This is a genomic window from Bradyrhizobium sp. SZCCHNR3119, from assembly GCF_032487775.1.
In the GTDB taxonomy this organism is placed as follows: Bacteria; Pseudomonadota; Alphaproteobacteria; order Rhizobiales; family Xanthobacteraceae; genus Bradyrhizobium.
The window spans coordinates 335,726-360,732 of the sequence record NZ_JAUEUV010000002.1 but is presented as its reverse complement, the minus strand read 5'-3'; the positions used below and the strand labels follow the sequence as shown (position 1 = coordinate 360,732).

The 25,007-nt window shown below is 63.1% G+C and carries 26 protein-coding genes; 18 read left to right on the top strand and 8 right to left on the bottom strand.

The features are described 5' to 3' along the window. Positions 1–4: 4 nt before the first annotated feature. Positions 5–1,684, bottom strand: coding sequence for a GspE/PulE family protein (locus tag QX034_RS28910; RefSeq protein ID WP_315728951.1), 1,680 nt, complete (start codon positions 1,682–1,684; stop codon positions 5–7). 278 nt (positions 1,685–1,962) lie between these two features. On the opposite strand from QX034_RS28910, the gene gspD reads away from it, so the two are divergent. The 3 genes from gspD to QX034_RS28895 all read left to right on the top strand — a co-directional run bounded on the left by gspD (position 1,963) and on the right by QX034_RS28895 (position 5,816). Beyond that, positions 1,963–4,308 (top strand): type II secretion system secretin GspD, encoded by a 2,346-nt coding sequence (gene gspD, locus QX034_RS28905; RefSeq protein WP_315703992.1) that lies wholly within the window; start codon positions 1,963–1,965, stop codon positions 4,306–4,308. Between the two features lies 1 nt (position 4,309). Further along, complete coding sequence (locus tag QX034_RS28900) at positions 4,310–4,822, top strand: tetratricopeptide repeat protein (protein ID WP_315728950.1); 513 nt, start codon at positions 4,310–4,312, stop codon at positions 4,820–4,822. 230 nt (positions 4,823–5,052) lie between these two features. Beyond that, positions 5,053–5,816, top strand: a protein-coding gene (locus tag QX034_RS28895) for an IS5 family transposase (protein WP_315704591.1) whose coding sequence is annotated in 2 segments (ribosomal slippage) — positions 5,053–5,377 and positions 5,377–5,816 — 765 coding nt in all. Because the reading frame shifts where the segments join, the coding sequence is not laid out codon by codon here. On the opposite strand, the gene QX034_RS28890 is transcribed toward QX034_RS28895, so the two are convergent. Continuing rightward, complete coding sequence (locus tag QX034_RS28890; RefSeq protein WP_410053068.1) at positions 5,813–6,559, bottom strand: Spy/CpxP family protein refolding chaperone; 747 nt, start codon at positions 6,557–6,559, stop codon at positions 5,813–5,815. The two genes, QX034_RS28895 and QX034_RS28890, sit on opposite strands and share 4 nt — an antisense overlap. A 429-nt stretch (positions 6,560–6,988) precedes the next feature. Here QX034_RS28890 and QX034_RS28885 point away from each other — a divergent pair, with 429 nt between their 5' ends. The 6 genes from QX034_RS28885 to QX034_RS28860 all read left to right on the top strand — a co-directional run bounded on the left by QX034_RS28885 (position 6,989) and on the right by QX034_RS28860 (position 13,076). Then, entirely contained in the window at positions 6,989–8,329 is a 1,341-nt protein-coding gene (locus QX034_RS28885) for an ABC transporter substrate-binding protein (protein ID WP_315728949.1), read from the top strand. A gap of 134 nt (positions 8,330–8,463) precedes the next feature. Next, entirely contained in the window at positions 8,464–9,399 is a 936-nt protein-coding gene (locus QX034_RS28880; protein WP_315703995.1) for a sugar ABC transporter permease, read from the top strand. Further along, a complete protein-coding gene (locus QX034_RS28875) occupies positions 9,399–10,310 on the top strand; it encodes a carbohydrate ABC transporter permease (RefSeq protein WP_315703996.1) in 912 nt (303 codons plus the stop codon). Before QX034_RS28880 ends, QX034_RS28875 begins: the two co-directional genes overlap by 1 nt. A 5-nt stretch (positions 10,311–10,315) precedes the next feature. Further along, positions 10,316–11,416 (top strand): sn-glycerol-3-phosphate ABC transporter ATP-binding protein UgpC, encoded by a 1,101-nt coding sequence (locus QX034_RS28870; protein ID WP_315730034.1) that lies wholly within the window; start codon positions 10,316–10,318, stop codon positions 11,414–11,416. Positions 11,417–11,450: 34 nt separating this feature from the next. Further along, entirely contained in the window at positions 11,451–12,452 is a 1,002-nt protein-coding gene (locus QX034_RS28865; protein WP_316196199.1) for a hydroxyacid dehydrogenase, read from the top strand. 210 nt (positions 12,453–12,662) lie between these two features. Next, positions 12,663–13,076, top strand: a complete 414-nt coding sequence (locus QX034_RS28860; protein WP_315730037.1) for a hypothetical protein — start codon at positions 12,663–12,665, stop codon at positions 13,074–13,076. 4 nt (positions 13,077–13,080) lie between these two features. On the opposite strand, the gene QX034_RS28855 is transcribed toward QX034_RS28860, so the two are convergent. Next, on the bottom strand, positions 13,081–13,587 hold the full coding sequence (locus QX034_RS28855) for a DUF1993 domain-containing protein (protein ID WP_315730039.1): 507 nt from the start codon (positions 13,585–13,587) through the stop codon (positions 13,081–13,083). Between the two features lie 93 nt (positions 13,588–13,680). On the opposite strand from QX034_RS28855, the gene QX034_RS28850 reads away from it, so the two are divergent. The 5 genes from QX034_RS28850 to QX034_RS28830 all read left to right on the top strand — a co-directional run bounded on the left by QX034_RS28850 (position 13,681) and on the right by QX034_RS28830 (position 16,287). Further along, entirely contained in the window at positions 13,681–14,469 is a 789-nt protein-coding gene (locus QX034_RS28850) for a transporter substrate-binding domain-containing protein (RefSeq protein ID WP_315730040.1), read from the top strand. A gap of 92 nt (positions 14,470–14,561) precedes the next feature. Next, positions 14,562–15,131, top strand: coding sequence for a bifunctional transcriptional activator/DNA repair enzyme AdaA (locus QX034_RS28845; protein ID WP_315704002.1), 570 nt, complete (start codon positions 14,562–14,564; stop codon positions 15,129–15,131). A 16-nt stretch (positions 15,132–15,147) separates the two neighbouring features. Next, positions 15,148–15,618, top strand: coding sequence for a PaaI family thioesterase (locus QX034_RS28840; protein ID WP_316202142.1), 471 nt, complete (start codon positions 15,148–15,150; stop codon positions 15,616–15,618). Between the two features lie 93 nt (positions 15,619–15,711). Then, positions 15,712–15,906, top strand: a complete 195-nt coding sequence (locus QX034_RS28835) for a hypothetical protein (protein WP_315704004.1) — start codon at positions 15,712–15,714, stop codon at positions 15,904–15,906. 78 nt (positions 15,907–15,984) lie between these two features. After that, the gene (locus QX034_RS28830; RefSeq protein ID WP_315704005.1) at positions 15,985–16,287 is read left to right on the top strand and encodes a hypothetical protein; all 303 of its coding nucleotides are present in this window, start codon (positions 15,985–15,987) and stop codon (positions 16,285–16,287) included. Positions 16,288–16,784: 497 nt separating this feature from the next. On the opposite strand, the gene QX034_RS28825 is transcribed toward QX034_RS28830, so the two are convergent. Both QX034_RS28825 and QX034_RS28820 read right to left on the bottom strand, forming a co-directional pair. Then, positions 16,785–17,444: a hypothetical protein gene (locus QX034_RS28825; protein WP_315704006.1), complete on the bottom strand. Its 660-nt coding sequence runs from the start codon at positions 17,442–17,444 to the stop codon at positions 16,785–16,787. 496 nt (positions 17,445–17,940) lie between these two features. Further along, positions 17,941–18,357, bottom strand: coding sequence for a hypothetical protein (locus tag QX034_RS28820; protein ID WP_315704007.1), 417 nt, complete (start codon positions 18,355–18,357; stop codon positions 17,941–17,943). Positions 18,358–18,719: 362 nt separating this feature from the next. On the opposite strand from QX034_RS28820, the gene QX034_RS28815 reads away from it, so the two are divergent. Then, a complete protein-coding gene (locus QX034_RS28815; RefSeq protein WP_316196197.1) occupies positions 18,720–19,121 on the top strand; it encodes a hypothetical protein in 402 nt (133 codons plus the stop codon). A gap of 970 nt (positions 19,122–20,091) precedes the next feature. Here the strand turns inward: QX034_RS28815 and QX034_RS28810 are convergent. Continuing rightward, the gene (locus tag QX034_RS28810; RefSeq protein WP_315704009.1) at positions 20,092–21,111 is read right to left on the bottom strand and encodes a 1-aminocyclopropane-1-carboxylate deaminase; all 1,020 of its coding nucleotides are present in this window, start codon (positions 21,109–21,111) and stop codon (positions 20,092–20,094) included. Between the two features lie 144 nt (positions 21,112–21,255). Between QX034_RS28810 and QX034_RS28805 the strand changes: the two genes are divergently transcribed. Next, the gene (locus QX034_RS28805; protein ID WP_315704010.1) at positions 21,256–21,735 is read left to right on the top strand and encodes an Lrp/AsnC family transcriptional regulator; all 480 of its coding nucleotides are present in this window, start codon (positions 21,256–21,258) and stop codon (positions 21,733–21,735) included. 67 nt (positions 21,736–21,802) lie between these two features. Here the strand turns inward: QX034_RS28805 and QX034_RS28800 are convergent, their stop codons facing one another. Together QX034_RS28800 and QX034_RS28795 are read right to left on the bottom strand one after the other, a co-directional pair. Continuing rightward, positions 21,803–22,210 (bottom strand): cupin domain-containing protein, encoded by a 408-nt coding sequence (locus QX034_RS28800; RefSeq protein ID WP_315704011.1) that lies wholly within the window; start codon positions 22,208–22,210, stop codon positions 21,803–21,805. Between the two features lie 75 nt (positions 22,211–22,285). After that, a complete protein-coding gene (locus QX034_RS28795) occupies positions 22,286–22,984 on the bottom strand; it encodes a ribonuclease activity regulator RraA (protein WP_315704012.1) in 699 nt (232 codons plus the stop codon). 247 nt (positions 22,985–23,231) lie between these two features. Here QX034_RS28795 and pxpB point away from each other — a divergent pair, with 247 nt between their 5' ends. Both pxpB and QX034_RS28785 read left to right on the top strand, forming a co-directional pair. Then, complete coding sequence (gene pxpB / locus QX034_RS28790; RefSeq protein WP_315704013.1) at positions 23,232–23,963, top strand: 5-oxoprolinase subunit PxpB; 732 nt, start codon at positions 23,232–23,234, stop codon at positions 23,961–23,963. Further along, the gene (locus QX034_RS28785) at positions 23,960–24,997 is read left to right on the top strand and encodes a biotin-dependent carboxyltransferase family protein (RefSeq protein WP_315742183.1); all 1,038 of its coding nucleotides are present in this window, start codon (positions 23,960–23,962) and stop codon (positions 24,995–24,997) included. The genes pxpB and QX034_RS28785 overlap by 4 nt, the downstream gene beginning before the upstream one ends. The last annotated feature ends 10 nt before the right edge of the window (positions 24,998–25,007 follow it).

Below are 25,007 nucleotides of genomic sequence, written 5' to 3'. Positions count from 1 at the left end.
CACCTCAGCGCGCTGTCGTGACCCGAAGGATTTCGGCGGGTGAGGTCAATCCGGCGCGGCATTTGGCAAGACCGTCGTCGAGCATCGTCGTCATGCCCGCCCGAATGGCCGCCTGGTCGATCTTATGACCGTCGGTTTTCTCCCCGATCAGGCTGCGCAGCTCGTTGTCGACCTCGAGCACTTCGAACACGCCGAGCCGTCCGCGATAGCCGGAGCCGCTGCAGCGTTCGCATCCCACGGGATGATGGGTGATCTCGCCGGCGCGCAGGCCGAGCGCCGCAAGCCGCGGGTCCTCGGTAAAATCCGCGTCCGTCAACGGCCGCGCCGTCTTGCAGCGCTCGCAGAGCTGCCGCACCAAGCGCTGTGCGATCACCGCACGCAAGGTCGATCGCAACAGATAGGCTTCGATGCCGAGATCGAGCAGGCGCGGCAAGGCCGCCGCCGCGGTTTCCGTGTGCAACGTGGTCAGGACCAAGTGACCGGTCAGCGCGGCGTGCACGGCCACATGGGCTGTCTCGGCGTCGCGCACCTCACCGACCATGATCACATCCGGATCCTGGCGGACGAACGAGCGCAGCGCCGTCGCAAAGGTCAGCCCGATCGCGGGCTTGACCTGGGACTGGTTGACGCCGGGGATCTCATATTCGACCGGATCCTCGATGGTGAGAATCTTACGGGTCGGCTCGTTGAGGATGGAGAGAATCGTGGCGAGGGTCGTGGTCTTGCCGCTGCCGGTCGGTCCGGTGATGACGATCATGCCGTGCGGCAGCTTGAGCAACCGACGCAGCTTGACCTCGTCGGTCGCTGAAAAGCCGAGCTTGTCCATGACCAGCAGCCCACGATCCTTGGGCAGGATGCGGATGACGGCGGATTCGCCGTGTTGCGCCGGCATGATGGCGACGCGGATATCGATGTCGGTGCGGCCGACGCGCAACCGGGCCGCACCGTCCTGCGGCAATCGCCGCTCGGCGATATTGAGGCTGGCGACGATCTTGATGCGCGAGATCACGGCCTGTGGCAGCACGCCGGCCGGCGCCGGCACCGGGCGAAGCAGGCCGTCGATCCGCAGGCGCACGACGAGGCCGCTCTGAAACGGCTCGATATGGATGTCGCTGGCCCGGAGTTCGACGGCTTTCTCCAGGAGATCGTTGACGGCGCGGACCACCGGCGCGCCGCTGGCGAGGTCCCGCAGGCTCTCGATGTCGTCTTCGCGAAGCTGCGGCAGTCCCTCAGCCTCGCCCTGCCCTCCGTCATTGCCGTCCTCGGCAAGCCGCCGGTCCAGCACGATCGACAGGTCCTCGAAGGAGGCAACCTGGAGCGCAAAGTCGCCTCCCAGCACGATCTCGGCGGCACGGCGTGCGGCCTGGTCGGTCGGGTCGGCGACGGCGAGAATCACGCCTCCACCCTCTGCCCGGTATGGAAACAGCAGGGTCTCGCGCAGGAAGCGCTGCGAGAACGGAGCCACCAGCGGCTCGGCGGTCAACAGGTCCTGTAACGCAACACGATCGAGCCCATAAAACCGTGCGGCTTCGTCCGCGAACTCGTTCGCCGACAGGTCCGTCAGCTCCCACAATTTTATCGCCGGACTTCCGCCCCCGCCGGCTTCTTCCGTGGCGGCTGCCGCCTTGAGGTGCCGCATCTGGCGAAGATGCTCGACAAACGGCAATGACTGATGACCGGTCATGCGTCTTTCCAGTCGCACTGCGTGGTGAGCGGATGCGGCGGGGCGTGCCCGTCAGGCCGCGGATCGCCGGAGCCCTGCTTATCGATCTCGAATATGACACCCGTACGAAACGGATCGGCTCCGTCCACCGGGCCGGAATGCCACAGTCACCACTCATTCGCGACAACGGGCCGCGCTCTAATCGTTCTGTCATATTGGCGCGCTAGGCAGGCAACACGCCAGGGAACGCCTCACGCGATCCGTGACGGTGCTTTTCTTTGGAGTTGATCGGCGAAAGTATGGTGCGTGTTGGCTATAAGCGCCGGTCTCAGACGGCTAAAGGCGATTTGCGTCCGAGAGTTGTCGCGATCGCGGCAGCATGGGGCATCCTGACCCTGTTGTCCGCGTGCAATTCTGCAACTGTCGGCACTGTCGCTCCGGGCGATATCGATCCGCTCGACAAGGTGCGATCGCTCGATATCATGCCGCGTCAGGCGGACGGCCCGGGCGGGTCGCAGGCGGCCACCCCGCGCAATAGCCGCGCTGCAGTCTACGAAGGGACCGAGATCAACGACGTTCCCGACGCGCGGCCCCGCCCGGTCGCGAGCGGCGGCGGCTATGATCTGAACTTCGAAAACACGCCGGTCGGCACCGTTGCCAAGGTGGTGCTCGGCGACATCCTGGGCACCGGCTATACGATTGACCCCCGGGTCCAGGGCACGGTCAGCCTGGTCTCGGTCCGGCCCGTGCCGAAATCCGATATCGTCTTCGTGCTGGAGAATGCGCTGCGGCTGAGCGGCGTGGTCCTGATTCACGATGCGACCGGTTATCGATTGACGCCGCTCGGCGACGCCGTTGGCGCCGGCCGGGTCGATGCGGAGGCGGCCAATCCTGAGCCCGGTTACGGCGTCTCGGTGGTGCCCTTACAATATGTGTCGGCGCCGACCATCCTCAAGCTGATGGATTCGTTCGCCACCAAACCCGGGAGCGTACGCGCCGATTCCACCCGCAACCTGCTGCTGATTCAGGGCACCGGCGCCGAGCGGCGCAATGCGGTGGAGACGGTCATGAGCTTTGACGTGGATTGGATGCGCGGCCAGTCGGTCGGGATCTATCCGCTCAGCAACAGCGCACCCGAGCCTCTCATCGCCGAACTCGAGAAGATCATGGACTCCGGAGAATCCGGATTGAGCCAGGGCGTGCTCAAGTTCCAGGCTGTGGCCCGGATGAATGCGATCATGGTGGTCAGCCGCAAGCCGGCGCTGCTGCAGACTGCGGCGACCTGGATCAAGCGCCTCGACCGCGAGGACGCGGCCCGGAACAGCGTCCACGTCTATCAGGTCAAGTACGGCGAGGCGAAGCAGATCGCGCGCGTGCTCAACGACATGTTCATCGGCGGCTCGTCCTCGTCCTCGCTCGACAGCGCCGACAATCAGCTCGCACCAGGATCGGGATCGACGACCTCATCGAGTGTGGCGGACCGGTTGTCGCTGAACTCGAATTCCTCGTCGAACTCGCAGTCGAACGGCTTCGGCTCCCGGCAGTCCGGCACCTCCTCGAGCAGCGGCATGTCCGGTTTCGGCCAGTCGCAGTCGGCCGGCACGACCGGCAAGAGCAGCGGAAGCAGTGGGCCCGACGCGCTCGACAGCAGCCGCAGCGGCTCCGGCGGCAACGGGCAGGCGCTCCTGCAGGGCGTGCGCATCACGCCCGACGTCGTCAACAATACGCTCCTGATCTATGCCGACCAGGCCAACTACAAGATCATCGAGGGGACGCTGCGCCAGGTCGACCAGGCGCCGCTGCAGGTCGCGATCGAAGCGACGATTGCCGAGGTGACGCTGACCAACGAGCTCAGCTATGGTGTCCAGTTCTACATCACCAGCAAATACAGCTCGCTTCTGAACACGCAGTCCACCTCCGCGCCGACATCGACAACGTCGACGGTCAACGGCGTGACGTCCACCGTGACGAACGCGCTGATCAATCGCGCCTTCCCCGGATTCAACTTTTTGATTGGATCGGATTCGAACCCGAAGGCAATTCTCGATGCGCTGCACGCGGTCACCAGCGTGAAGGTGTTGTCGAACCCCTCGCTCGTCGTCATCAACAATCAGGCTGCGACCTTGCAGGTCGGCGACGTGGTCCCGGTCTCGACCGGCAGCGCCACGGTGCTGAGTTCGAGCAACACGGTCGTCAACACCATCGATTATCGCAATACGGGCATCATCCTCCGGGTGTCGCCGCGGATCAACGCCAATGGCAATGTCCGGCTCGAGGTCGAGCAGGAGATCAGCAACGTCTCGCCGCAGACTGCCACGAGCCTGACGCCGACCGTTTCGGAGCGGCGGGTCAAGAGCTCGGTCTCGGTCGTGTCCGGACAGACCGTGCTGCTTGCCGGTCTGATCAGCGAGCAGCAGAATGGCAGCCGCAACGGCATTCCGATTTTGGATGAGATCCCGCATTTCGGCGACGCTTTCGGATATCAGGACAAGAAGGGCACGCGCACCGAGCTGATCATCTTCATCCGGCCGCAGATCATCCGCAACGGAACCGATGCCCACCATGTGGCCGAGGAACTGCGGTCGAAGCTGCGCGGCAGCGTGGGAGCGAGTACCGACGACCTCACCATGCACACGGTTCATTGACATGGCCGACCGGATCAAGCTCCGCTGTTCGCAACTCGTGCTCGGCCTGCTCGTCGCCTGCAGCCTTGGTTCGATCCAGCCGGCGCGCGCAGACGGCGTGGCGCGGGCGACCTCGGCCTACGCTCGCGGCGACTATCTGACGACCGTGCGGATCCTGACCCCGCTCGCGCTGCGCGGCAATGCCAAGGCACAATCCTTTCTCGGCTTCATGTATGAGAACGGCTACGGCGCGCCGCAGGCCTATGTGGCAGCGGTCGACCTCTACATGAAGGCTGCGGTTTGCGGCAATCCCTTCGGCCAAGTCATGCTCGGGCTGATGTACGACAAGGGTCATGGCGTTCCGCAGGATTTCGTGCTGGCCTACAAGTGGCTCAATCTCGGCGCCGCCCGGGCTTCGCGGCGCGACCGCGACTATTACCTGCGCCTGCGCAATGCGGTGGCGTTCAAGATGTCGCCCGCTCAGATCGCCGAGGGCCAGCAGCTTGCCCTGATGTGGGCGCCGGGCCTGCCGTAAGAGGCCGATCCCATTTCCGTGGCGCCAGGCGCCCGCACTCTGTGCGCACGCGGGGCGCCCGGGCCGCGGGTAGAGACCGGTGAACGGCCTATGCCACGCGACTTCAGCTCGCCGTATGGCGCTCATCCGTCCTGCCCGTGGCCTACCCGCCGGCCTAGGTTCTGTACTCATAAAGGGATTCCGTTAGCTGGCGAACAGTGATTCACTCCCGCAGAGATTTGGGGGGTGGGATGGCGCGGTTCGATCTGAGCGACGGAGAATGGGCTTTGATCAAGCCTCTATTGCCGAACAAGTCTCGCGGCGTCGCGCGAGTGGATGACCGGCGGGTCCTTAACGGCATTTTCTATGTGCTTCGAACGGGTTCGCCCTGGCGCGACCTCCCGGAGCGCTACGGTCCTTACACGACGGTCTATAACCGCTTTAATCGCTGGGCCAAGGCAGGCGTTTGGCTGCGGGTTTTCGAGACCCTGGCGGCCCGCTCGCCGCACTCGATGGCGCTGATCGACAGTTCAATCATCCGGGCTCACCAGCACGCTGCCGGGGGTAAAAAGGGGGCGAAGATCACGCCATCGGCCGTTCTCGTGGAGGACTGAGCACCAAGATCAACGCCGTCGTCGATGAGAATGGGTTGCCGGTTCGGTTGATGCTTACCCCCGGTCAGGCTCACGACTTGCGCGCTGCGTCGTTTCTGCTGGAAGGCCTCAAATGCCGCGATGTCGTCGCCGATCGTGGCTATGACGCCGATGCTCTCCTCCACATGATCCGGGCCAGCGGTGCCAAGGCTCATATTCCTTCAACCAGCCAGCGAGTGATCCAACGCTCTGTCAGCCGCCGCATCTATCGCCAGCGCAACCTGGTCGAGCGCTTCTTCTGCAAGCTCAAGCATTTCAGACGTATCGCCACCCGCTTCGACAAGCTCGCATGCAACTTCCTCGCTGCGGTCGCACTCGCCTCAGCGCGCCTCTGGACTAGAGTTTATGAGTCCACGCCCTAGTCCAGGCCGCGCTCGTGGCTGAGGCGAACCATCTCGTCGATGAAGATCTGCTTCTGCTTATCGTCGAGGCTCATATAGAGCGGGTCGGCGGAATCGGCGACGCTGCGCTGGTCTGCGGCGCGATCGACCAGGAACTGCGCCTCATTGCGCATCTGCTCGATGATGTCGTCGGGCGGATCGCGCTTGGCGCGGGCGATGCGCAGGTTCAGGCGGTCGGCTCCATTGTGGCCGAGATAGTGCATCGCGCTCGCGAACGCTCCCCAGTGCTTCTCCTGCTCCGGGGTGAGGCTCAGTTCCTTCTTGATGCGCTCGATATTGGCGTCGCTGTTGGCGACGATCTGCTCGGCGGTGAGCTGCGGTACGCCTTGCTGGGTCAGCATGGCCGGCGCCTTGGCCAACTTGCTGGCCTTGCCCGGCTTTGCCGGTTTCGCCTTCTGCGCTTCGTTGGGGGCCGGCGCAGGCTGGGCATTCTGGTTGTTGGTGCCAGACCGGCTGTTGGTGTCGGTGAGGGTTCCGGTCACGCCGGTAACCACACCGACCACGCCGCCAATCGCGCCGCCCAGCACACCGCCGACCGGACCGGCAGCCTTGTTACCCTCGCGGGCGCCCTGCTCGACTCCCTTGAACAGCCCCTGCGCGTCAACCTGCCGCGGCAGGCTGAGTGTTCCGCTCGTCAGCAGCCCGATCCCTATTGCAATGCACAGCCGCCATCGCTTGCGCATCGTCGGCATAGGGAAAGTCATGGGCGGGTCTCCGTGGCGGGTTAGCTGAGCAAGTCGGCCGACGCCAGATCATTGGATAGGCGATCCCGATTTTCGATTCGAATCTTACCGGTCTCGTAACGCCCAAGTCCATCTCTCGCAACGCGCTGCATTGCCACGCTTCAGAAGAGTAGGACAGGCATCCTGGTAGTTCCGGCCAACCTCGCTCGATCGTCTCTGCAGATGTGCAGCGCGAAAGATGCGTCGCTGCAATGCAGCTTCAGCTACCGTCTCCGACTTTCGGCGCAAGCCATCAGTTCAACATTTGGCCTCACCTCGTTTCTCGACAGCCGCCGGCAATTCTGCTCTGATTGCGATCAGCAAACTCTCGAACAGGCCCATGAGGCCGCAATTCAAAACAACGGGAGTTGCTCAAACAGAATCCGATTGGCCTACCAGGGAGGGAACGCCATGTTACGGAGGAAGCTTACTCGCCGACAATTTGTTGCCGCTACCGCTGCTACCACCACCGCGCTCGTTGCCGCGCCTTACGTCCGCAGTGCCCATGCCGCCGGAAAGGTCTCGATCGGCTTCTGGGACCACTGGGTGCCCGGAGCCAACCAGGCATCGACTGATCTCGTCAAGGAATGGGGCGAGAAGGAGAAGGTCGAAGTCCAGATCGACTACATCACGAGCCAAGGCAACAAGAACCTCGTGACCATCGCCGCCGAGGCGCAGGCCAAGTCCGGCCATGACATCTTCCAAATGCCGACCTGGTGGTGTCACTCCAACTCGGACCTCATGGAGCCGGTCAACGACATCATGGAGCCGATCATCAAGGAGAACGGCGATGTCAACGGCACGGTCAAATATCTCGGCATGCTCGATGGCAAGTGGATGGGCGTGCCGGCCTGTGTCGGCAGCCAGATCAAGGGCCCCTGCTCCCGCATCGATTTGATGAAGAAATATGCCGGGATCGACGTGCAGGAGATGTATCCGGCAGGCTCGCCGCCCAAGGCTGATAACTGGACGCTGGACGCGTTCCTCAAGGCGGCCGAAGCCTGCCACAAGGGCGGTTATCCGTTCGGCATCGGGCTCGGCGAAACGACCGACAGCGTCGATTCAGCCGGCGCATTCTTCCAGGCGTTCGGCGCCGATCTCGTCAATGCCAAAGGTGACATCACGGTCAAGACCGATGCGGTACGGCAGGCGCTCGACTTCTACAAGCGGCTGATCGCGTTCCTGCCGCCGGATGTCGCGGCCTGGGACGACGCCTCCAACAACAAATGGCTGGTCGCCGGCAAGGGCGCGATGATCATGAACCCGCCAAGCGCCTGGGCGGTGGCCAAGCGCGACGCGCCGCAGGTCGCCGAGCAGCTCTGGACCCACGGCTTCCCGATCGGCCCGAAAGGACGCTACGCGCCGTTCCTGCCCTACTTCTGGTCGATCTGGAGCTTCTCCAAGAACAAGGAGGCAGCCAAGAGCCTGCTGGTGCATCTGTCCAAGCCGGCCTCGATCGAGAAGATGGTCAATGCCAGCGGCGGCTACGACCTGCCGGCCTTCGAGAAGCTGACCACGCTGAAGATCTGGGCGGATGCCGAGCCGCCGAAGGGCACGCTCTATCACTATCCGAACCCCTACCATCACCAGACGCTGTCGATCGCGGCATCGCCGGCGCCGCCCAAGATCGCGCAGCAGATCTACTTCCAGGCCACGCAGACCAAGATGTGCCTGCGCTATGCGCAAGGTGAGAAGATGGAGGACACGCTCGCCTGGGCCGAGGGCGAGTGTGAAGGCTTCCTGCGCAGCTAGCCGGACTCCGTTTGCGGAAGGGGCGGCCGCGCCATCAGCCGGCCGCCCCGCCCTCACCTGTTTGCCCCCGATCAGCCGCATCACGTCGCACCAATCGGCGTGGCGGCGAGCAATCCTGCAAGGATGACTGCTTCATGGCCGATGTCGCCTTTCAACAGAACCGGATCGCCCGCTCGTCGCCGGCAAAACGTACGACGCTGCACAAGGCGCTGAAGCGCAAATCCACCGTCGCGTTCCTGATGACGCTGCCGTTGATCGCCCTGATCGCGGTGCTCGTGGTCTATCCCGCGTTCTACTCGCTGCATCTGGCGACCCTGAACAAGGCGATGACGAAGTTCGTCGGCGTCGGCAACTTCACCTTCCTGTTCAAGCGCGACACGTTCTGGATGGTAGTCAAGCAGTCCTGTATCTTCGCGATCACGGCTGTCGTCTTCAAGGCGCTGATCGGATTCATCGTCGCCCATTTCGTGCACTACATCCCGGCCAAGGGCCAGCGCAAATGGCGCGGCATGCTGCTGGTGCCGTGGGTGATCCCGCCCGCCATGAGCACGCTGGCCTGGCTGTGGCTGTTCGACCCCTCCTACAGCGCGTTCAACTACACGCTCTCGTTCTTCGACATCGGCCCGATTCCCTGGCTCGCCGACGCGCTGTGGGCGCGGTTCTCCGTCATCCTCGTCAATGTCTGGTACGGTGCGCCGTTCTTCATGATCATGTACCTGGCGGCGTTGAAGTCGGTCCCGGAGCAGCTATACGAGGCGGCGGCGATCGACGGCTGCAACTGGTGGCAGCGCATCTGGTACGTGACCCTGCCGATGATGCGCAACATCATCGCGATCACGACGCTGTTCTCGCTGATCGTGACCTTTGCCAATTTCGACATCGTCCGGATCCTGACCTCGGGCGGGCCGCTCGACCGCACCCATCTGTTCGCGACCTGGGCCTTCAAGCTCGGCATCGAAAGCGGCGACATTCCGCTCGGTGCCAGCGTGTCGCTGTTCATGTTCCCGATCCTGGCGATCGCCGCGATCTTCATCCTGCGCGATGTCTCCAAACGAGGGAACGAAGCCTGATGAGCACGCTCACCGTCGACAAGGCCGGCCCGAGCCGCACGGTCAGCCGCGGCAGCATCAGCCGCGACCGCGCATGGGCACTGCGCTGGTCCTATTTCTTCCTGATCCTGTTCACGATCGTCTCGCTGACGCCGCCATTCTACATGCTGATCACATCGCTGAAGGGCAGCGCCGAGATCTCGGCGGCGACCAATCCGTGGTGGGTGTTCCATCCCACCTTGTCGAACTATGCCGAACTGCTTGGCTCGAGCCGGTTCCTGCGCTTCTTCCTCAATTCCGCACTGGTCTCCGTCCTGGTGGTGATCATCACGATGCTGATCAGCATCCCGGCGGCGTTCGCGCTGTCGCGCATGAAGTTCTGGGGCTCGGCGACGCTCGCGACCGGCGTGTTTCTCACCTATCTGATCCCGGACTCGCTGCTGTTCCTGCCGCTGTTCAAGATGTTCTCCCATTTCAGCGAGCTGACCGGCATCCCGCTGATCAACCGCTGGTACGTGCTGGTGCTGGTCTATCCGACCCTGACCGTGCCGTTCTGCACCTGGATCATGATCGGCTATTTCGCCTCGATCCCGAAGGAGCTCGACGAGGCCGCGATCATCGACGGCGCCTCCTGGCTGCAGACCTTGACGCGGATCTTCATTCCGGTCGCGCTGCCCGGCCTGATCGCCGCGACCATCTTCGCCTTTACGGTCTCCTGGGCGCAGTTCCTCTATCCCATGGTGTTCACGACCTCGGAGAACCAATTGGTGCTGCCCGTCGGCATCGTCACCACCCTGATCAAGGGCGACGTCTTCAACTGGGGGCAGATCATGACCGGCGCGCTGCTTGGCGCCGCGCCGCCGCTGATCATCTACGCATTCCTGATGGACTACTACATTGCCGGCCTGACCGCCGGCGCGACGAAAGGTTGAGCGCGATGGCGGAAGTCAGCTTGCGGAAGGTGATAAAGCGCTACGACGATGTCGAGGCTGTCCGAGGCATCGATCTCGACATCGCCGACCACGAATTCGTCGTGCTGGTCGGTCCCTCCGGCTGCGGCAAGTCGACCACGTTGCGGATGATCGCCGGTCTTGAGGATATTTCCGACGGCGACATCATGATCGGCGGCGACGTCGTCAACGACGTGCCGCCGAAAGACCGCGACATCGCGATGGTGTTCCAGAACTATGCGCTCTACCCGCACATGACGGTCGCCGAGAACATGTCGTTCGGGCTGCGGCTGAAGCATTATCCCAAGGCCGAGATCAAGAGCCGGGTCACGGAAGCCGCGCGCATGCTCGACATCACCGACCTGATCGATCGCAAGCCGAAGCAGCTCTCCGGCGGCCAGCGCCAGCGGGTGGCGATGGGCCGCGCCATCGTGCGCAATCCGAAAGTGTTCCTGTTCGACGAGCCGCTCTCCAATCTCGATGCCAAGCTGCGGGTGCAGATGCGGATCGAGATCAAGAAGGTTCACCAGAAGGTGCGCACCACCACCGTCTATGTCACCCACGACCAGGTCGAGGCGATGACCTTGGCCGATCGCGTCGTGGTCATGAACAAGGGACGGATCGAGCAGATCGGAACCCCGAACGAGCTCTATCATCACCCCGCCACCCGCTTCGTCGCCGGCTTCATCGGCTCGCCCGCGATGAACTTCCTGCCCTGCCGGCTGGAAGAGGCCAGCGGACGGCTGCACGTGAGGCTGACCGATCGCCTGGCGTTTCCGCTGCCGCCGGCGCGGGCCGCGCGCTATCAGTCCGTGTCGCGGAATGAGCCGCTGCTGCTCGGCATCCGCCCCGAACACATCGCCGAGGCGAGGCCGCATCCCGAGCCCGGCGTGGAGCCGTTCGAAGCCATGCTGGACGTGACCGAGCCGATGGGTATGGAGACGCTGGTCTACTTCACGCTCGATGCCACCCAGGTCTGCGGGCGCGTCAGTCCGAACGCCGCCGCGCGCGATGGTGCCCCGCTCAGAATGGCGATGGACCTCAATAATATGCACCTGCTAAATGAAGCCACAGGCCTCGTCATCTGACGAGGCCGACAAGAACGTGCTTCAAGGGCAGGAAATGACAACGAACACGGCTGCAAGCAACAAGAAGAAAGTCCTCGTCACCGAATCCTTCTCAGCCAAAGGCCGCGCGCTGCTCGCGGCGCGCGACGACGTCGAGATGGTCGAGTTCTCCAACATGATCTCGGCCGCCGACTTCAATGCGCTGTTGCAGACGCATGCGCCGGTGCACGGCGTCGCGCTCGGCGCGACCCGGTTCGGCGAACCCGAACTCGACTCCTCCGGCGGCATCGAAGTCGTGACCCGCATCGGCGTCGGCTACGACGCGGTCGATGTTCCCGCCTTGAGCCGGCGCAGGGTGCCGCTGATGGTGGCGGGCACGGCGAACTCCCCTTCCGTCGCCGAGCAGGCGCTGTTCATGATGCTGACGCTGGCCAAGCGCGCCAACGAGATGCACGCGATGGTCAAGGACGGCACCTGGGCCTCGCGGCTCGGCGTGCTGCCGTTCGATCTCTACGGCAAGACCGTGCTGATCATCGGCTTCGGCCGCATCGGCACCCGCACCGCCAAGCGGTGCCTCGCGATGGAGATGCAGGTGCTGGTCTACGATCCCTATAAGCCTGCCGCGGAGATCACGGCGGCCGGTTGCGAGCCGGTCGCCGATCTCGATGCCGCCCTGCCGCGCGCCGATTTCGTCAGCATCCACTGCCCGAAGACGCCGGAGACCGTCGGCATGTTCAACGCGGCACGCCTGCGGCTGATGAAGCCGACCGCCTATCTGATCAACACCGCGCGCGGCGGCCTGATCGACGAGGCGGCGCTGTACGACGCGCTGGTCACGGAAAAGATCGCGGGCGCCGGCCTCGACGTGTTCGAGCAGGAGCCGCCACCGGTCGGCCATGCGCTGCATAGCCTTCCCAACGTGATCATGGCCCCGCATGTCGCCGGCGTCACCCGCGAGGCGGTGGATCGGATGAGCGAGCAGACCGCCCGCAACATCCTGAGCGTGCTCGACGGCGCGCCGATCGCCGAGAACGTCATCAACAAGGACGTGCTCTGACGATCTTGGCCGCACCGGATTCGGACAAGGAGTCCAAGGATTTGCGGCCATTTCCCAAACTGGGTCGGCAGCTCTGGGCCGGCCCGGCGTGACATCCGGCCCATTCAGCTTCGCCATCCAATCGTCATATTGCGGGAGACCCCGAAAACCGGCTACAACCATCGGCATAGGCAGCCCGCATTTGCGCGCGTCAGTAAGGGGGTGCTGCTGATGAGTGTTGCGACCGATCATGCGCTGGCGACCATCGCGAGCATCCTGCACAGGCCGGAATTGTTGCCGGACGCGGGCAAAGCCGTGTCTCCCGATGTTGTGGAGACGGCCGCCGAACTCGATAGCGACCAGATCGCGGCCGCCGACGGCTACAGCAAGACCGGCCCGGGACCGATGGCCGCCATCCGTTTCAAATGGACCGTACGCCGAGGCGACGATGGCCATTATGTCGACGAGACCGTCGGCGCCGGTTCGGCGACGGTCAGCAATGGCCCGATGAGCGCCGGGGCAGCGATCAAATTCGCCGACGACCGCGCGGCCGAAGCACATGCGCGGTTCGAGGCCCTGAAGAGCGAGATGACCGGCCGGGGCCCGATCGTCCCGTTCCTGCCAACCGGCGTCGGCGAGAAGTAACGCCCTACACCGATCGCGGCGGCCCGAGAAAGTCCGGCTTGGCAAGCGGCACGCCGGCGTGGCGCAGAATGTCGTAGGCCGTCGTCACGTGGAAGAAGAACTGCGGCAGGCTGAAGGTCAGCAGCAGCGATCGCCCCGTGAATGCGCGTGTGGCGCCGCTGCGGAAGGTGAACACGACCTCCCGATCGGCGCTGGCCTGAATTGCCTCCACCGGCAGGCTCTGCACGAAGGCGACGGCGCGGCCGATCCACGCCTTCAATTCCGGGATGTCGGCATCTGTTTCCTCCGTCGCGGGCGCCGCCTGCCCCGCCAGCAATGCGCAGGCGATGATGGCGTGACGGTTGGCCTCGCAGACCTGGCGCGTCAGATTGAACATGTCGGGCGCAAGGCGCATCGCGAGCAGCGCGGCAGCGTCGATGTGCTGCGCATCGGCATAGGCCGCCGCGCGATCGAGCAGGCCGGAGAGATTGGTCAGATACGGGACAAAGACGTCGACCGATGCCTCAACCATCGAGATGCTCACAGAGGTCGCTCTCCCACTCGCCGAAGAACTGCGCCTCGTGTACACAGGGCGCCAATCACGAACAAAGGAAGGTTATAAGGGATGAAAGGTCTGAAGGCTTCAATTTCCGTCTTGGTCGCGGCTGCCGCCTGCCTTCTCAACGTCTCCGCAAGCGCCGAGCCCGCCTCGCGGCTCGACGAGATCATCCAGCGCGGCACGTTGCGGGTCGGCATGACCGGCGATTACAGGCCTTTCACCTATCTCGACAAGACGACAGGCCAGTTCACCGGCTTCGATGTCGACATGGCCGATGCCCTGGGCAAGGCGCTGGGCGTCAAGGTCGAGTTCGTGCCGACGGCGTGGCCGCAGATGATGAAGGATTTCGAGGCCGACAAGTTCGACATCGCCATGGGTGGCGTCTCCATCACGCTCGACCGGCAAAAGAAGGGCTTGTTCTCGACGCCCATCATGCGCGAAGGCAAGACCCCGATCGCGCGCTGCGCTGATACCGGCAAATACCAGACGCTCGCCGATATCGACAAGCCGGGCACCCGCGTGATCGTCAATCCCGGCGGCACCAACGAGCGCTTCGCCCGCGCCAACATCAAGGCGGCCGAGGTCAAGGTCTACAACGACAACGTCACCATCTTCGACGAGATCGCCAAGGGCGATGCGGACCTGATGATCACCGACGCCTCCGAGACCCGCTACCAGCAGAAGCTCCATCCCGGGGTGCTCTGCGCCATGCATCCCGACAAGCCGTTCGACTTCGCCGAGAAAGCCTACTGGCTGCAGCGCGACGTGCCGCTGAAGGACTTCGTCGATCAATGGCTGCACATTTCGATGGAGAATGGCAGCTTCAAGAAGATCTATGCGACCTGGTTCGAATAGGAGCGAAGGTCCGGAAACGCCATCGGTCGTTTTCGGACCTCGTCATCAGCTCCCGCTCGCACCATCAAGGCCATCGCGCTACATCGCGAGCCATGCACGATCTTGCCGCCCTCTACGAAGCCTTTTGCCGCCGTGACCCGGTGATCGACGGCGTCGTCTTCGTCGCCGTCAAGACCACCGGCGTCTACTGCCGGCCCGTCTGTCCGGCGCGGACGCCGCTGGCGCGGAATGTCCGCTTCTACCGAAGCGCCGCGGCCGCCGAACAGGCCGGCTATCGGCCCTGCCTGCGCTGCCGCCCCGAGACCGCACCGTTCTGCCCGGCCTGGAAGGGAACGCAGAGCACAGTGGATCGCGCGCTGACGCTGATCGAAGCCGGCGCGCTCGATCATGACGGCCTCGATGCGCTGGCGGACCAGCTCGGCATCAGCGCCCGCCATCTGACGCGGCTGTTCGCGGCGCATCTCGACGCGTCGCCGACCCAGATTGCGCAGTCGCTCCGCGTCCAACGCGCCAAGCGGTTGCTCGACGGCACGACGCTCCCGCTCGCGCAGATCGCAAGCCGCGCTGGCTTTTCCAGCCCGCGCCGCATGAGCGCGACTTTCGTCAGTCTCTACGGTCGTCCGCCATCGAGACTACGCGCAAGCAGGCGAACGACGCACTAACAGCAAAGGACAGGATATGTCGGGCAAGACCTACGGGACTGTCGAAGACAGCAGGCGAAAAGAGATGAGCGGCCTCCAGTTCGTCCAGGGGCTCGCGGACGGAACGCTGCCGCTCAACACCATCGCACGCACGCTTGGCTACGACGTCGCCGAGGCATCGAAAGGGCGCGTTGTCGTGACCGCCATGCCAACCGATGCTCACCTCAATCCCGCCGGCACTGTCCACGGCGGACTCGCTGCAACGTTGCTGGATAGCTGCATGGGCCTTGCGATCTGGTCGATGCTCGACAAGGGCTTGAGCCAAACGACGCTCGAGTTCAAGATCTCCCTGCTCCGCCCGATCACGCCAGCCACCGGACTGATCCGCGCCGAAGGCGCGGTCCTCAATTGCGGGCGCCGCGTCGGCACCGCCGAGGGCCGGATCATCGATGTCAGCGGCCGCCTGCTCGCACATGGCACGACCACCTGCCTGATCTTCGATGCGTGATGGAGCGTCGTCGCAGGTCCGCTTTTACCCGAAGCAGACATGGCTCGCAGGCAGTGCTAGGGTCAAGTCTGCAGCAATCCAACGGAAGTCCTCATGACAAGAACTCTCACGATCGCAGCCAAGGTCGTCTGGGCGGCCTCGATGATCGTTTTGAGCTTGGCTGTAGGGGCGGCCTACGGATGGCAAAGCCACGGTCCGATTGGCGCTACGGCGCTTGGCTTTGTTGGACTGGTGGTCGGCGTCGTCCTCGCCGCGTCGCCGATGCTCGTTCTTCAACTTCTACAATAGTCAATCGTCTTAGCGGAAATCCTTGATGGCGTGTGCGATGAAATCGTTTATGGCGAGACTGGGCGAGGTCAGCACGCGATGAGCAAATCTGAGGTTTGGACCGAACGTGAACGGGTGCTTTTGATCGCGCTCGTCGCGATGGTCGAACAGTATTTGGACAAGTACGGTGACGAAGTGGACAGCCGCTCTATGTCCGCTGGCGAGCATGCAATAGAAGCGCTCGCGAGTTTTGGTTTGATGGAAAACATCAATACTCGCTTCGGACAATGGACAGAAGCGGGAAACCAGTTTCGCAAGGAGACTAACCCGTTTAGCGGACTCGCGTCGGCCGACAATCTCGGCGGCATCAAATTGGTCGGGCGTCCAAAGACCGAAAGCTGATCCAATCTTCAGATTCTGGCCCATCTCGGACCTTCCGGTCGGCGCCTGGGATGTCCGTTCTTGGGTTCGACCGGAAGTAGGCCGTAGAACGGTCGGGAAGGCCGGTTGTGACCCTGGCTGTGTGAAAAGCCGGTTTCTACAACCAAGACCCACAGCGGACATTCACCCTCCCAGCACGCACAATCTTCGCCGAGTGGTCTTCTTCGTGGCAAACCAGCTCGCTGTTGAGAAAATCTCGCCGCGATTCGAATACGGAATTCTGTTTCGCGGGTGCTTTGCACATATCATCGAGGTGATTGGTAACACTCCGAATGCCTCGGCTACGAATTGTCTTGGAAGATGGCCAGACACGCCGATGGACAGTGAGGCGCGAGAAACGACGGTACACGGAGGTAGGCGAGCAACGGCGAACGACTATCTCACAGTCTCACGCTCTGACTCACGCGACCTGGAACACCTCGTACTCAAGGCCGAAACCCGGTCTGCGGATAGCCTCATCAAAGGCATCCTAAGATACTACACCGCCGAACGGTAGTATGGGTCCCGGAATCAGGCGGACCCAACATAGTCATGGGACGCCTAACCACGTGGGTCATGGCCCGGGGCGCACGCGCCTTCAGAAAAGCCACGACCTCGGGACCTATGTCCTCAACAGACCGGTGCATCTTTCCGGCGTTCGAAAACAGCCCGCCACCTTCGTGATCAAGCCGAAGCGCGCCGACGTCGACGATCTCCCCAGCGCGAACCTGGAATTTGGCATGAGGGCCACCATACCCTTCATTTGTATTGTCGCACTTTATGCTCAGCAAAAGGTACTCGCCTGGAGGAAGTGAGGTAATCCCGCCAAACGCCGCCTTTCCTCCTCCTCCGATCACGCTGGCCCTGATCGTTTTCGTCGGTGCGTCCTTGTCGAGAGTTTGGCCGAGAGTGACTACAGGAAAGGCACAACGCGTGACACCCCCACCGATCTTTGGTGTGCTGAGGATCGCGTCAACGATCACCACACCTCGATGGTCTTGCAGCTCTCGAGCGATGTGTTCGTCGACCGACAAACCATCCTCCGGTCTTAGAACGTCCCCGCGCTGTGCCCGAGCAACAGTCATTGAAGCAACGACCGCGAGCCAGACAGCCAGAAAAATGGTACGCTTCATCGCCATTGTGCCTCCCGTAACCGCTCTCAATCCCGACGGATGTAGCTTATAAAATACAACCTTTGAGCCAAACGACCCGGAAAATCAGCCTGGCGAATGCGCATAAAAACTTCATACCATCTCTGGCTGCATTGGCAATGCCGGTCACCTTCCCTTCGGGGCCGAACCGACGCGGCCCGATGAACTACGTCCGTTCGTGGCCCGATCTAAGACATGGACCGACCGCCTCGTCATGTCCGGAATTCGCCCGAACCGGGCTGGTCAGGCAGGATTGTTGATGTCTGTTGATCTGGGAAGGCCGGAAGTGTCTGCCATACGGTCGAACCGGCGTGATCAGCCCGTTACGGACGTGGGCTACGGGTCAAGGGCGGCTGATGGCCGTAGCCGGTGTACCCCAGCTTCGGAAATACCCCCTCCGTTCCGGGACCGACGTTTCGGGCCACAATCCGAATTCGTGACCAGTAACACGCAATCCTGAAAGCGGATCGTCGGGCTTTCGGCACTAGCCTGCCAGCAGAGACAGCCCGACTCCGATTACAATCAAGATCATCATAACGATTGTCGGCCGCACAGGAGTTGGTGCGCCGGGTCGAAATGTCCGCAACGTGGTTGCGACATACAACATGGGGACGAGCGCGGCAGCCGAGATGGTCAGGATCGCCCACGGTGCCCAGCGCTCGCCCTCGTGAAGCGCAAAACACAGCCACAGCAACGTGACACCAAGGGTAGCGAAGCCGCCCCCAATGATCTTTAGCATACCGAGAATGATTGCCTGAACTCCGGGATCGAGTTCAGCGAAAGGCTTTCCGGCCACGACGGCGTGATACGGCAAATATGCCTCGCGCCGCATATACCTCACGCCGAACAAAATCCCACCGAGCGCAACAACAAGCACCGCCGCCAGCGCAAAATTCAACATTTCGAATGCGAGCCCCCATCTTATTGGGTGATTGTATACCGCCCAACGGTCTGAGCAAGATTTGCGCTGACAAAACCGATGGCGACGCCCTGGCTACGACATCGCGGTTAGCCGAACCGAGACCGGATGAAGGTCCGCAACGGGTCAAGGGCGGCTGTCGCCAGTCGGCTGGTGGTGCGGCCGGTGTACCCCCAGCTTCGGAAATAAACCCCTCCGTTCCGCGACTTACGTTTCGGGCCAGAAGACGACGATCCGCATTCGTAGCTGTATCAGTGATCTCACCAACATTCACTGGTTGGTCTGCACTGAGCCAACTGCTAAAGAAGCTCTCTGCGCCTGTTTGTTGATGGGACGATGGGGATATGGCGAGACAAAAGAAGTTCTTGGTTTACAAGAACGTAACGCTATACCGGGCAAAAAAAGGCAGTAGAGAATACAGTAGCTGGTACGCGCTCATCCCGAACAAACAAGTTGAAGATGGGGATGGCGTTTTCGATATACGTCGACTTCCAAGAGGATATCGAAACGGGCAAGAACTTGAACTCGACCTTTCAGCAGCGAGAGCGCCTGAATCTGCGGGATACATGTATGACGGAGAGGGAGCCAAGCAGTTGATGGAGCTGAACGACGATGTTCACAGGAATGTTCTTCGGCATGCGATTGATGATGGTTACAACTTTGAAGCTGCGGCGCGTGGCAACTACGGTCAATTTTTCCGTAGGCTAAAGCGGTGGCGGCAGCTGAAATCTGGTGCGCGATCTTAAAACTGGAAATGGCTGCTCTGGGTCGATTTGATCGGACTGTCCTGTCATGCCCGCAATTCGCCCTTAACGGGCATTCCCGGACTCTGATGAGAGGTACGTAATTGGCCCAGAGCGAACGTACGTCCAGGTGACCACGACGTCCAATGATGCCCGCGATCGATCGCCGAGAGCTCTCCACGCAGCGATCAGTGCCAATCCACCACCGAGCCAAACGTCCTGCGCCTAAACACGATGTTCGCGAGCATTTTCAAGGCGAAGCACCTTGTCCAGTCCTGTTGCTGAAAATATTCTTGTTTCTGTTTTTCAGAATTCGTGATTGACTGCAGCCATCCCACCTCGGCAAGAGGGGCGTTTCGGCCGATCGTCACGACACGTGAGGTGGGGAAGCGATGGCCGCGTCGCGCCGTGAGACGAACGGCGGATGATGCGGACGGCGAAATCGTGTGGTCCGGGCGCCCCGGTGCTGGCGCTAAGGTCACGGGCTCGATGAGGCCTGCGACTGACGGGGGCAATCAAGCCGGTCCCCGCGGAGATCACGTATAAGGCGTAAGCCCATCGCGCAGGGAATGCCGGATGTTCGGCTGAACCTGTGGTGACTGCCGCCTGCTTTCTTTGTTGCAGGCGGGCCATGGGCGAGGCCAGCGCCCGGCATTCCCTGCGCCCTCTTGATTGCAGAGGGTCACGATGATGCATCACTCGGACGCGAATAGCGCCGCGAGAAGGTGAGGCCATGTGTGGATCGACTCGGTCGACATACTCGGAGTCGTCCCGGCCCCTGAGCCGGGACCCATACTCACAGATCCCAGTTTGAGGTACGTCGGGTCTTGTCAGCAGTCGCAAGAACGGCAAGGCCGGTGGCTATGTGTCCCGGCGTTCGCCGGGACGACAGTGAGGTGCTGCGACGCTTGAGCGTCAATCGCCCGACTGCGTCGCCCGGTCAAGCCGGGCGACGGCGGAGGAACTAATGAGCTCACCCGTTCCGATACGTGTAGCTGTAGCCGTTCAGCGCCGGCGCGCCGCCGAGATGGGCGTAGAGCACCTTGGAGCCTTCGGGGAAGTAGCCTTTCTTGACGAGGTCGATCAGGCCCTGCATCGATTTGCCTTCGTAGACGGGGTCGGTGATCATCGCTTCGGTGCGCGCGGCAAGCCGGATGGCCTCGTTGGTCTCGGCGCTCGGCACGCCATAGGCCGGATAGGCATAGTCCTCGAGGATCACGATCTCGTCGTCGCGCACCTTGCGCCCGAGCTCGACCAGCTCGGCCGTGTTGTCGACGATCTCGCGGACCTGGGCGCGGGTTTGGGCGGGCGTGCCGGAGGCATCGATGCCGATCACGCGATCGGCGCGGCCATCCGCAGCAAAGCCGACGATCATGCCGCCCTGGGTCGAGCCGGTCACCACGCAGACGATGACGTAGTCGAACTTGAAGCCGAGCTCGGCTTCCTGCGCCCTCACCTCCTCGGCGAAGCCGACATAGCCGAGGCCGCCATATTTGTGCACGGACGCGCCGGCCGGAATGCCATAGGGCTTGCCGCCGGCGTCTTTCACCGACTGGATCGCCTCTTCCCAGCTCTTGCGGATGCCGATGTCGAAACCGTCGGGCACGATGCGGCTGTCGGCGCCCATCAGGCGGGTCAAGAGGATGTTGCCGACGCGGTCGTAGACCGCGTCCTCATGCGGCACCCAGCTCTCCTGCACCACCACGCATTTCATGCCGATCTTGGCGGCAGTCGCCGCCACCATGCGGGTGTGGTTCGACTGCACGCCACCGATCGAGACCAACGTGTCGGCGTTCGACTCGATGGCGTCGGGCACGATGTATTCGAGCTTGCGCAGCTTGTTGCCGCCGAACGCGAGCCCCGAATTGCAATCGTCGCGCTTGGCGTAGATCTGGACCTTGCCGCCGAGGGCCTCCGTCAGCCGCGGCAAATGCTCGATCGGCGTGGGTCCGAAGGTAAGCGGATATTTCTTGAACTTGTCGAGCCGAAGCACCTGGCATCTCGCTGCTGGAGGGAAATCGGCTGGAAAGATAGTTTCAAAGTGCAGAAAGGTGCTCTCTTTCTTGCTCGCAAAACCTATGCTTTCGTACGGACTTGAGCGTGTATGCGAAATTTAATCCGTCATGGATGACTTAAAATGAAAGAACCTTCCGTTCCAGAATCCCTCGACCGGATCGACCGCAAGATCCTGCATCTGCTGCAGCGGGACGGCCGCATGACCAACGCCGATCTGGCCGAGGCGGTGAATGTCAGTCCGGCGACCTGCCATCGGCGAACGCAGCGGCTGTTCGAAGATGGCTACATCAAGAGCGTGCGCGCCGAGGTGGCGCCGGAGAAGGTCGAGCGCAGCGCGCTGGTGCTGGTCGGTGTCGTGCTCGACCGCTCGACGCCGGAAAGCTTCCGCACCTTCGAGGCCGCGATCAAGAAGCTGAAATTCGTGCTCGACTGCCACCTGGTCGCCGGCGACTTCGACTTCTTCCTGAAGATTCGCGTCCGCGACATCCACGATTTCAACCGGCTGCACGGCGATCAGCTGATCTCGCTGCCCGGCGTGCGCCAGACCCGCACCTTCTTCGTGATGAAGGAGGTGGTGGACAATGCCCCGTTGGACTTCTGATCGAGGCGATGACAATGCGGGGCGCGGTCATCCGCCGCGCCCTCGCGTTTCGATCGATGCGAAAGCCCTAGCCGACGGGCGTCGCATATTCCTCGTCGGTGACGTGCTCCATCCAGGTGACGTGAACGCCATCGAGCGATTCATGCATCGCCACATGCACCATGCCGGTGCCGGGCGCGGCGCCGTGCCAGTGCTTCTCGCCCGGCGGGATCCAGACCACGTCGCCGGCCTTGATCTCGCGGACCGGGCCGCCCTTGGCCTGCACCCGCCCGACGCCCTGAATCACATAGAGCGTCTGGCCGAGCGGATGGGTGTGCCACGCGGTACGTGCACCCGGCTCGAAGGCGACGCGCGCAGAGGCGACGCGCGCCGGTGCCTGCGGCGTGATGATCGGGTCCTGCCAGACCGTACCCGTAAAGCTTTCGGCCGCAGCGCGGCGCGTCGGGCGCGAGCCCGCGAGATAAACGTCCACCATGTTCTGTCTCCTTTGATTCACCTGCAGTCGCGAAGGCCGGCACAGACGGAGCGCCGGCCTTGCGCCGAAAACGAACTACTTCTTCGACGCCGCGTAGCGCGCCTTGGTTTCCGCATTCATCGGATAGAGGCCGGGCAGCACCGCGCCCTTGTTCACCTCGTCGACGATCCAGGCCTCCATGCGCTCCTGCTCCGGCCCCTCGGCAAGCACGTGGTCGAGCATCGCCTGCGGGATCAGCACTGCGCCGTCCTGGTCGGCGACCACGACGTCGTTCGGAAACACAGCGACGCCGCCGCAGCCGATCGGCTCGCCCCAGCCGACGAAGGTGAGGCCCGCCACCGAAGGCGGGGCCGCATAACCATCGCACCACACCGGCAGGCCGGTGCCGAGCACGCCTTCGACGTCGCGCACGACGCCGTCGGTGATCAGCGCGCTGACGCCGCGCTTGGCCATGCGCGCGCACAGGATGTCACCGAAGATGCCGGCGTCCTTGGTGCCCATCGCATCGACGACGGCGATGCAGCCCTCAGGCATCGCTTCGATCGCGGCACGGGTCGAGATCGGCGAGGCCCAGGATTCCGGCGTGGCAAGATCCTCGCGTGCCGGGACGAAACGCAGGGTGAAGGCAGAGCCGACCAGCCGCTTCTGGCCGGGCCGCAGCGGACGCGCGCCGCGCATCCAGACGTTTCGCAATCCCTTCTTGAGCAGGACCGTCGTGATGGTCGCGGTGGTGACGTTGGAAAGGATGGCGATCGCGTCGGGGGTCAGGGACATCTTCGGACTTCGGCTCCAATGGGAGAGATGAAAGGAAGCGCGCATCTTGCGAGGCGCGGCGTCAGCGTCAAGGGCTGCGGCTACGCGTTCAACGGATGGTGTCATGCAGGGAGATTGATAATGCCGATTTATCGCGTGACATCGGATTAATTTATTGAATTGACGGCAGATTTTCTCGCGAGGCCAATTCCGCTCACGCCCAAAAGACGCTACAGCAGATCGATCGAACGTTGATGTTCCAGAGGCCATGGCCGACACGCTTCCACCCCCTCGCCTGCTGCCCAGTGGCGATGCCGCCATCACCGTCGAGTTCAGCCGCACCATCGACGACACGGCCAACCGCAAGGTGCTGGCGCTCGACCGAGCGCTGGCGGCCGCGCCGATTACCGGCATCACGGAGACGGTGCCGACCTATCGCTCGCTGCTGGTGCATTATGATCCCGCCGCTGTCGACTACGACACGCTCGGTGCACAGCTGATGGCCCTCGCGACCGGACCGCTCCCGCTCGACAGCCAGACGCGACGCTGGCGCATTCCGGTCTGCTACGGCGGTGAGAACGGAATCGATCTGGAGGATGTCGCCAAGGCGCTGAAGACCACGCCGGACGACATCGTAGCGCGCCATGCGGCCGGCCGTTACCGTGTCGCGATGATCGGCTTCACCCCGGGCTGGTCTTATCTTTCGGGACTCGACAAGTTCCTGCACATGTCGCGGCGCGAAAGCCCGCGCCTGTTGACGCCCGCAGGCACGATCGCGATCGGCGGCATCCAGACCGGCATCCAGTGCCTCGCGGGTCCCAGCGGCTGGCACCTGCTCGGACGCACGCCGGTCAGGACCTATCAGTTGCATCGCGACCCGACCTTTCTGCTCGAGCCGGGCGACGAGGTGACGTTCTACGCCATCGACACCAAGATGTTCGCCGAGCAGGAGCGCGCCGCCGAGGCCGGCGAAATCATCGCTGAGCGAGTTGCGGCATGAGCACGCTGGTCGTCTCCAGCATCGGTCCGGCCAGTTCGGTCCAGGACGGCGGCCGCTTCGGCGCGCAACGCTATGGCCTCACGCCGTCGGGCGCGATGGACAAGCTGTCGCTGGCCACCGCGAACGCGCTGGTCGGCAACGCACCGCTGGCGGCCGCGATCGAAATCGGCCCGTTCGGCGCGGCCTTTACCGCCAAGGATGGCGCCGTGCGCGTGAGCCTCGCCGGTGCGCCGCGCCCCGCCGACATCGCCAAGCGGCCGGTCGAGATCAACACGTCGATGACGCTGGCCGAGGGCGAGACCTTGACGCTGGGGTTCGCCCGCGGGGCGTCGTTCAGTTATCTCGCGATCGAAGGCGGCATCACCGGCGAGGCTGTGTTCGGCAGTCTTTCGGTTAATGCCCGCGCCGGGCTCGGCAGTCCCTATCCGCGGCCGTTACACACCGGCGATGTCTTGGACGCCAAGACGCCCAACGGCGCCACCGAGCGCCGGATCGAACTGCCCAAGCCTGTTTCCGGTCCGATCCGCGTCGTGCTCGGGCCGCAGGACGATGAGTTCACCGACGAGATGAAGGCGCTGTTCCTCGACAGCGAATGGAGGATTTCGGCCACCAGCGACCGCATGGGCTATCGTCTCGAAGGTCCGGCGATCCGCCACATGCACGGACATAACATCGTGTCCGACGGCACGGTGGATGGCAGCATCCAGGTGACCGGCAGCGGCGCGCCGATCGTCCTGATGTCGGACCGCGGCACCAGCGGCGGCTATCCCAAGATCGCAACCATCATCACCGCCGATTACGGCCGGCTGGCCCAGACGCCGGCAGGCACCGCCTTCCGCTTCCGCGCCGTGACCATGGCCGAGGCGCAGGCGGCGGCGCGGCAATTCAAGGATTTGCTCCGCAGGCTGCCCGATCACGTCAGCGATATCGCGGATACGACACTGAACTGCGATGCACTGTTCACGGCTAATGTCGCAGGACACGCCGTCAGCGCCACCGACGCCGCGACCTGGCTTGCGGTGAAGCCCGACTAGCCCGAACGAG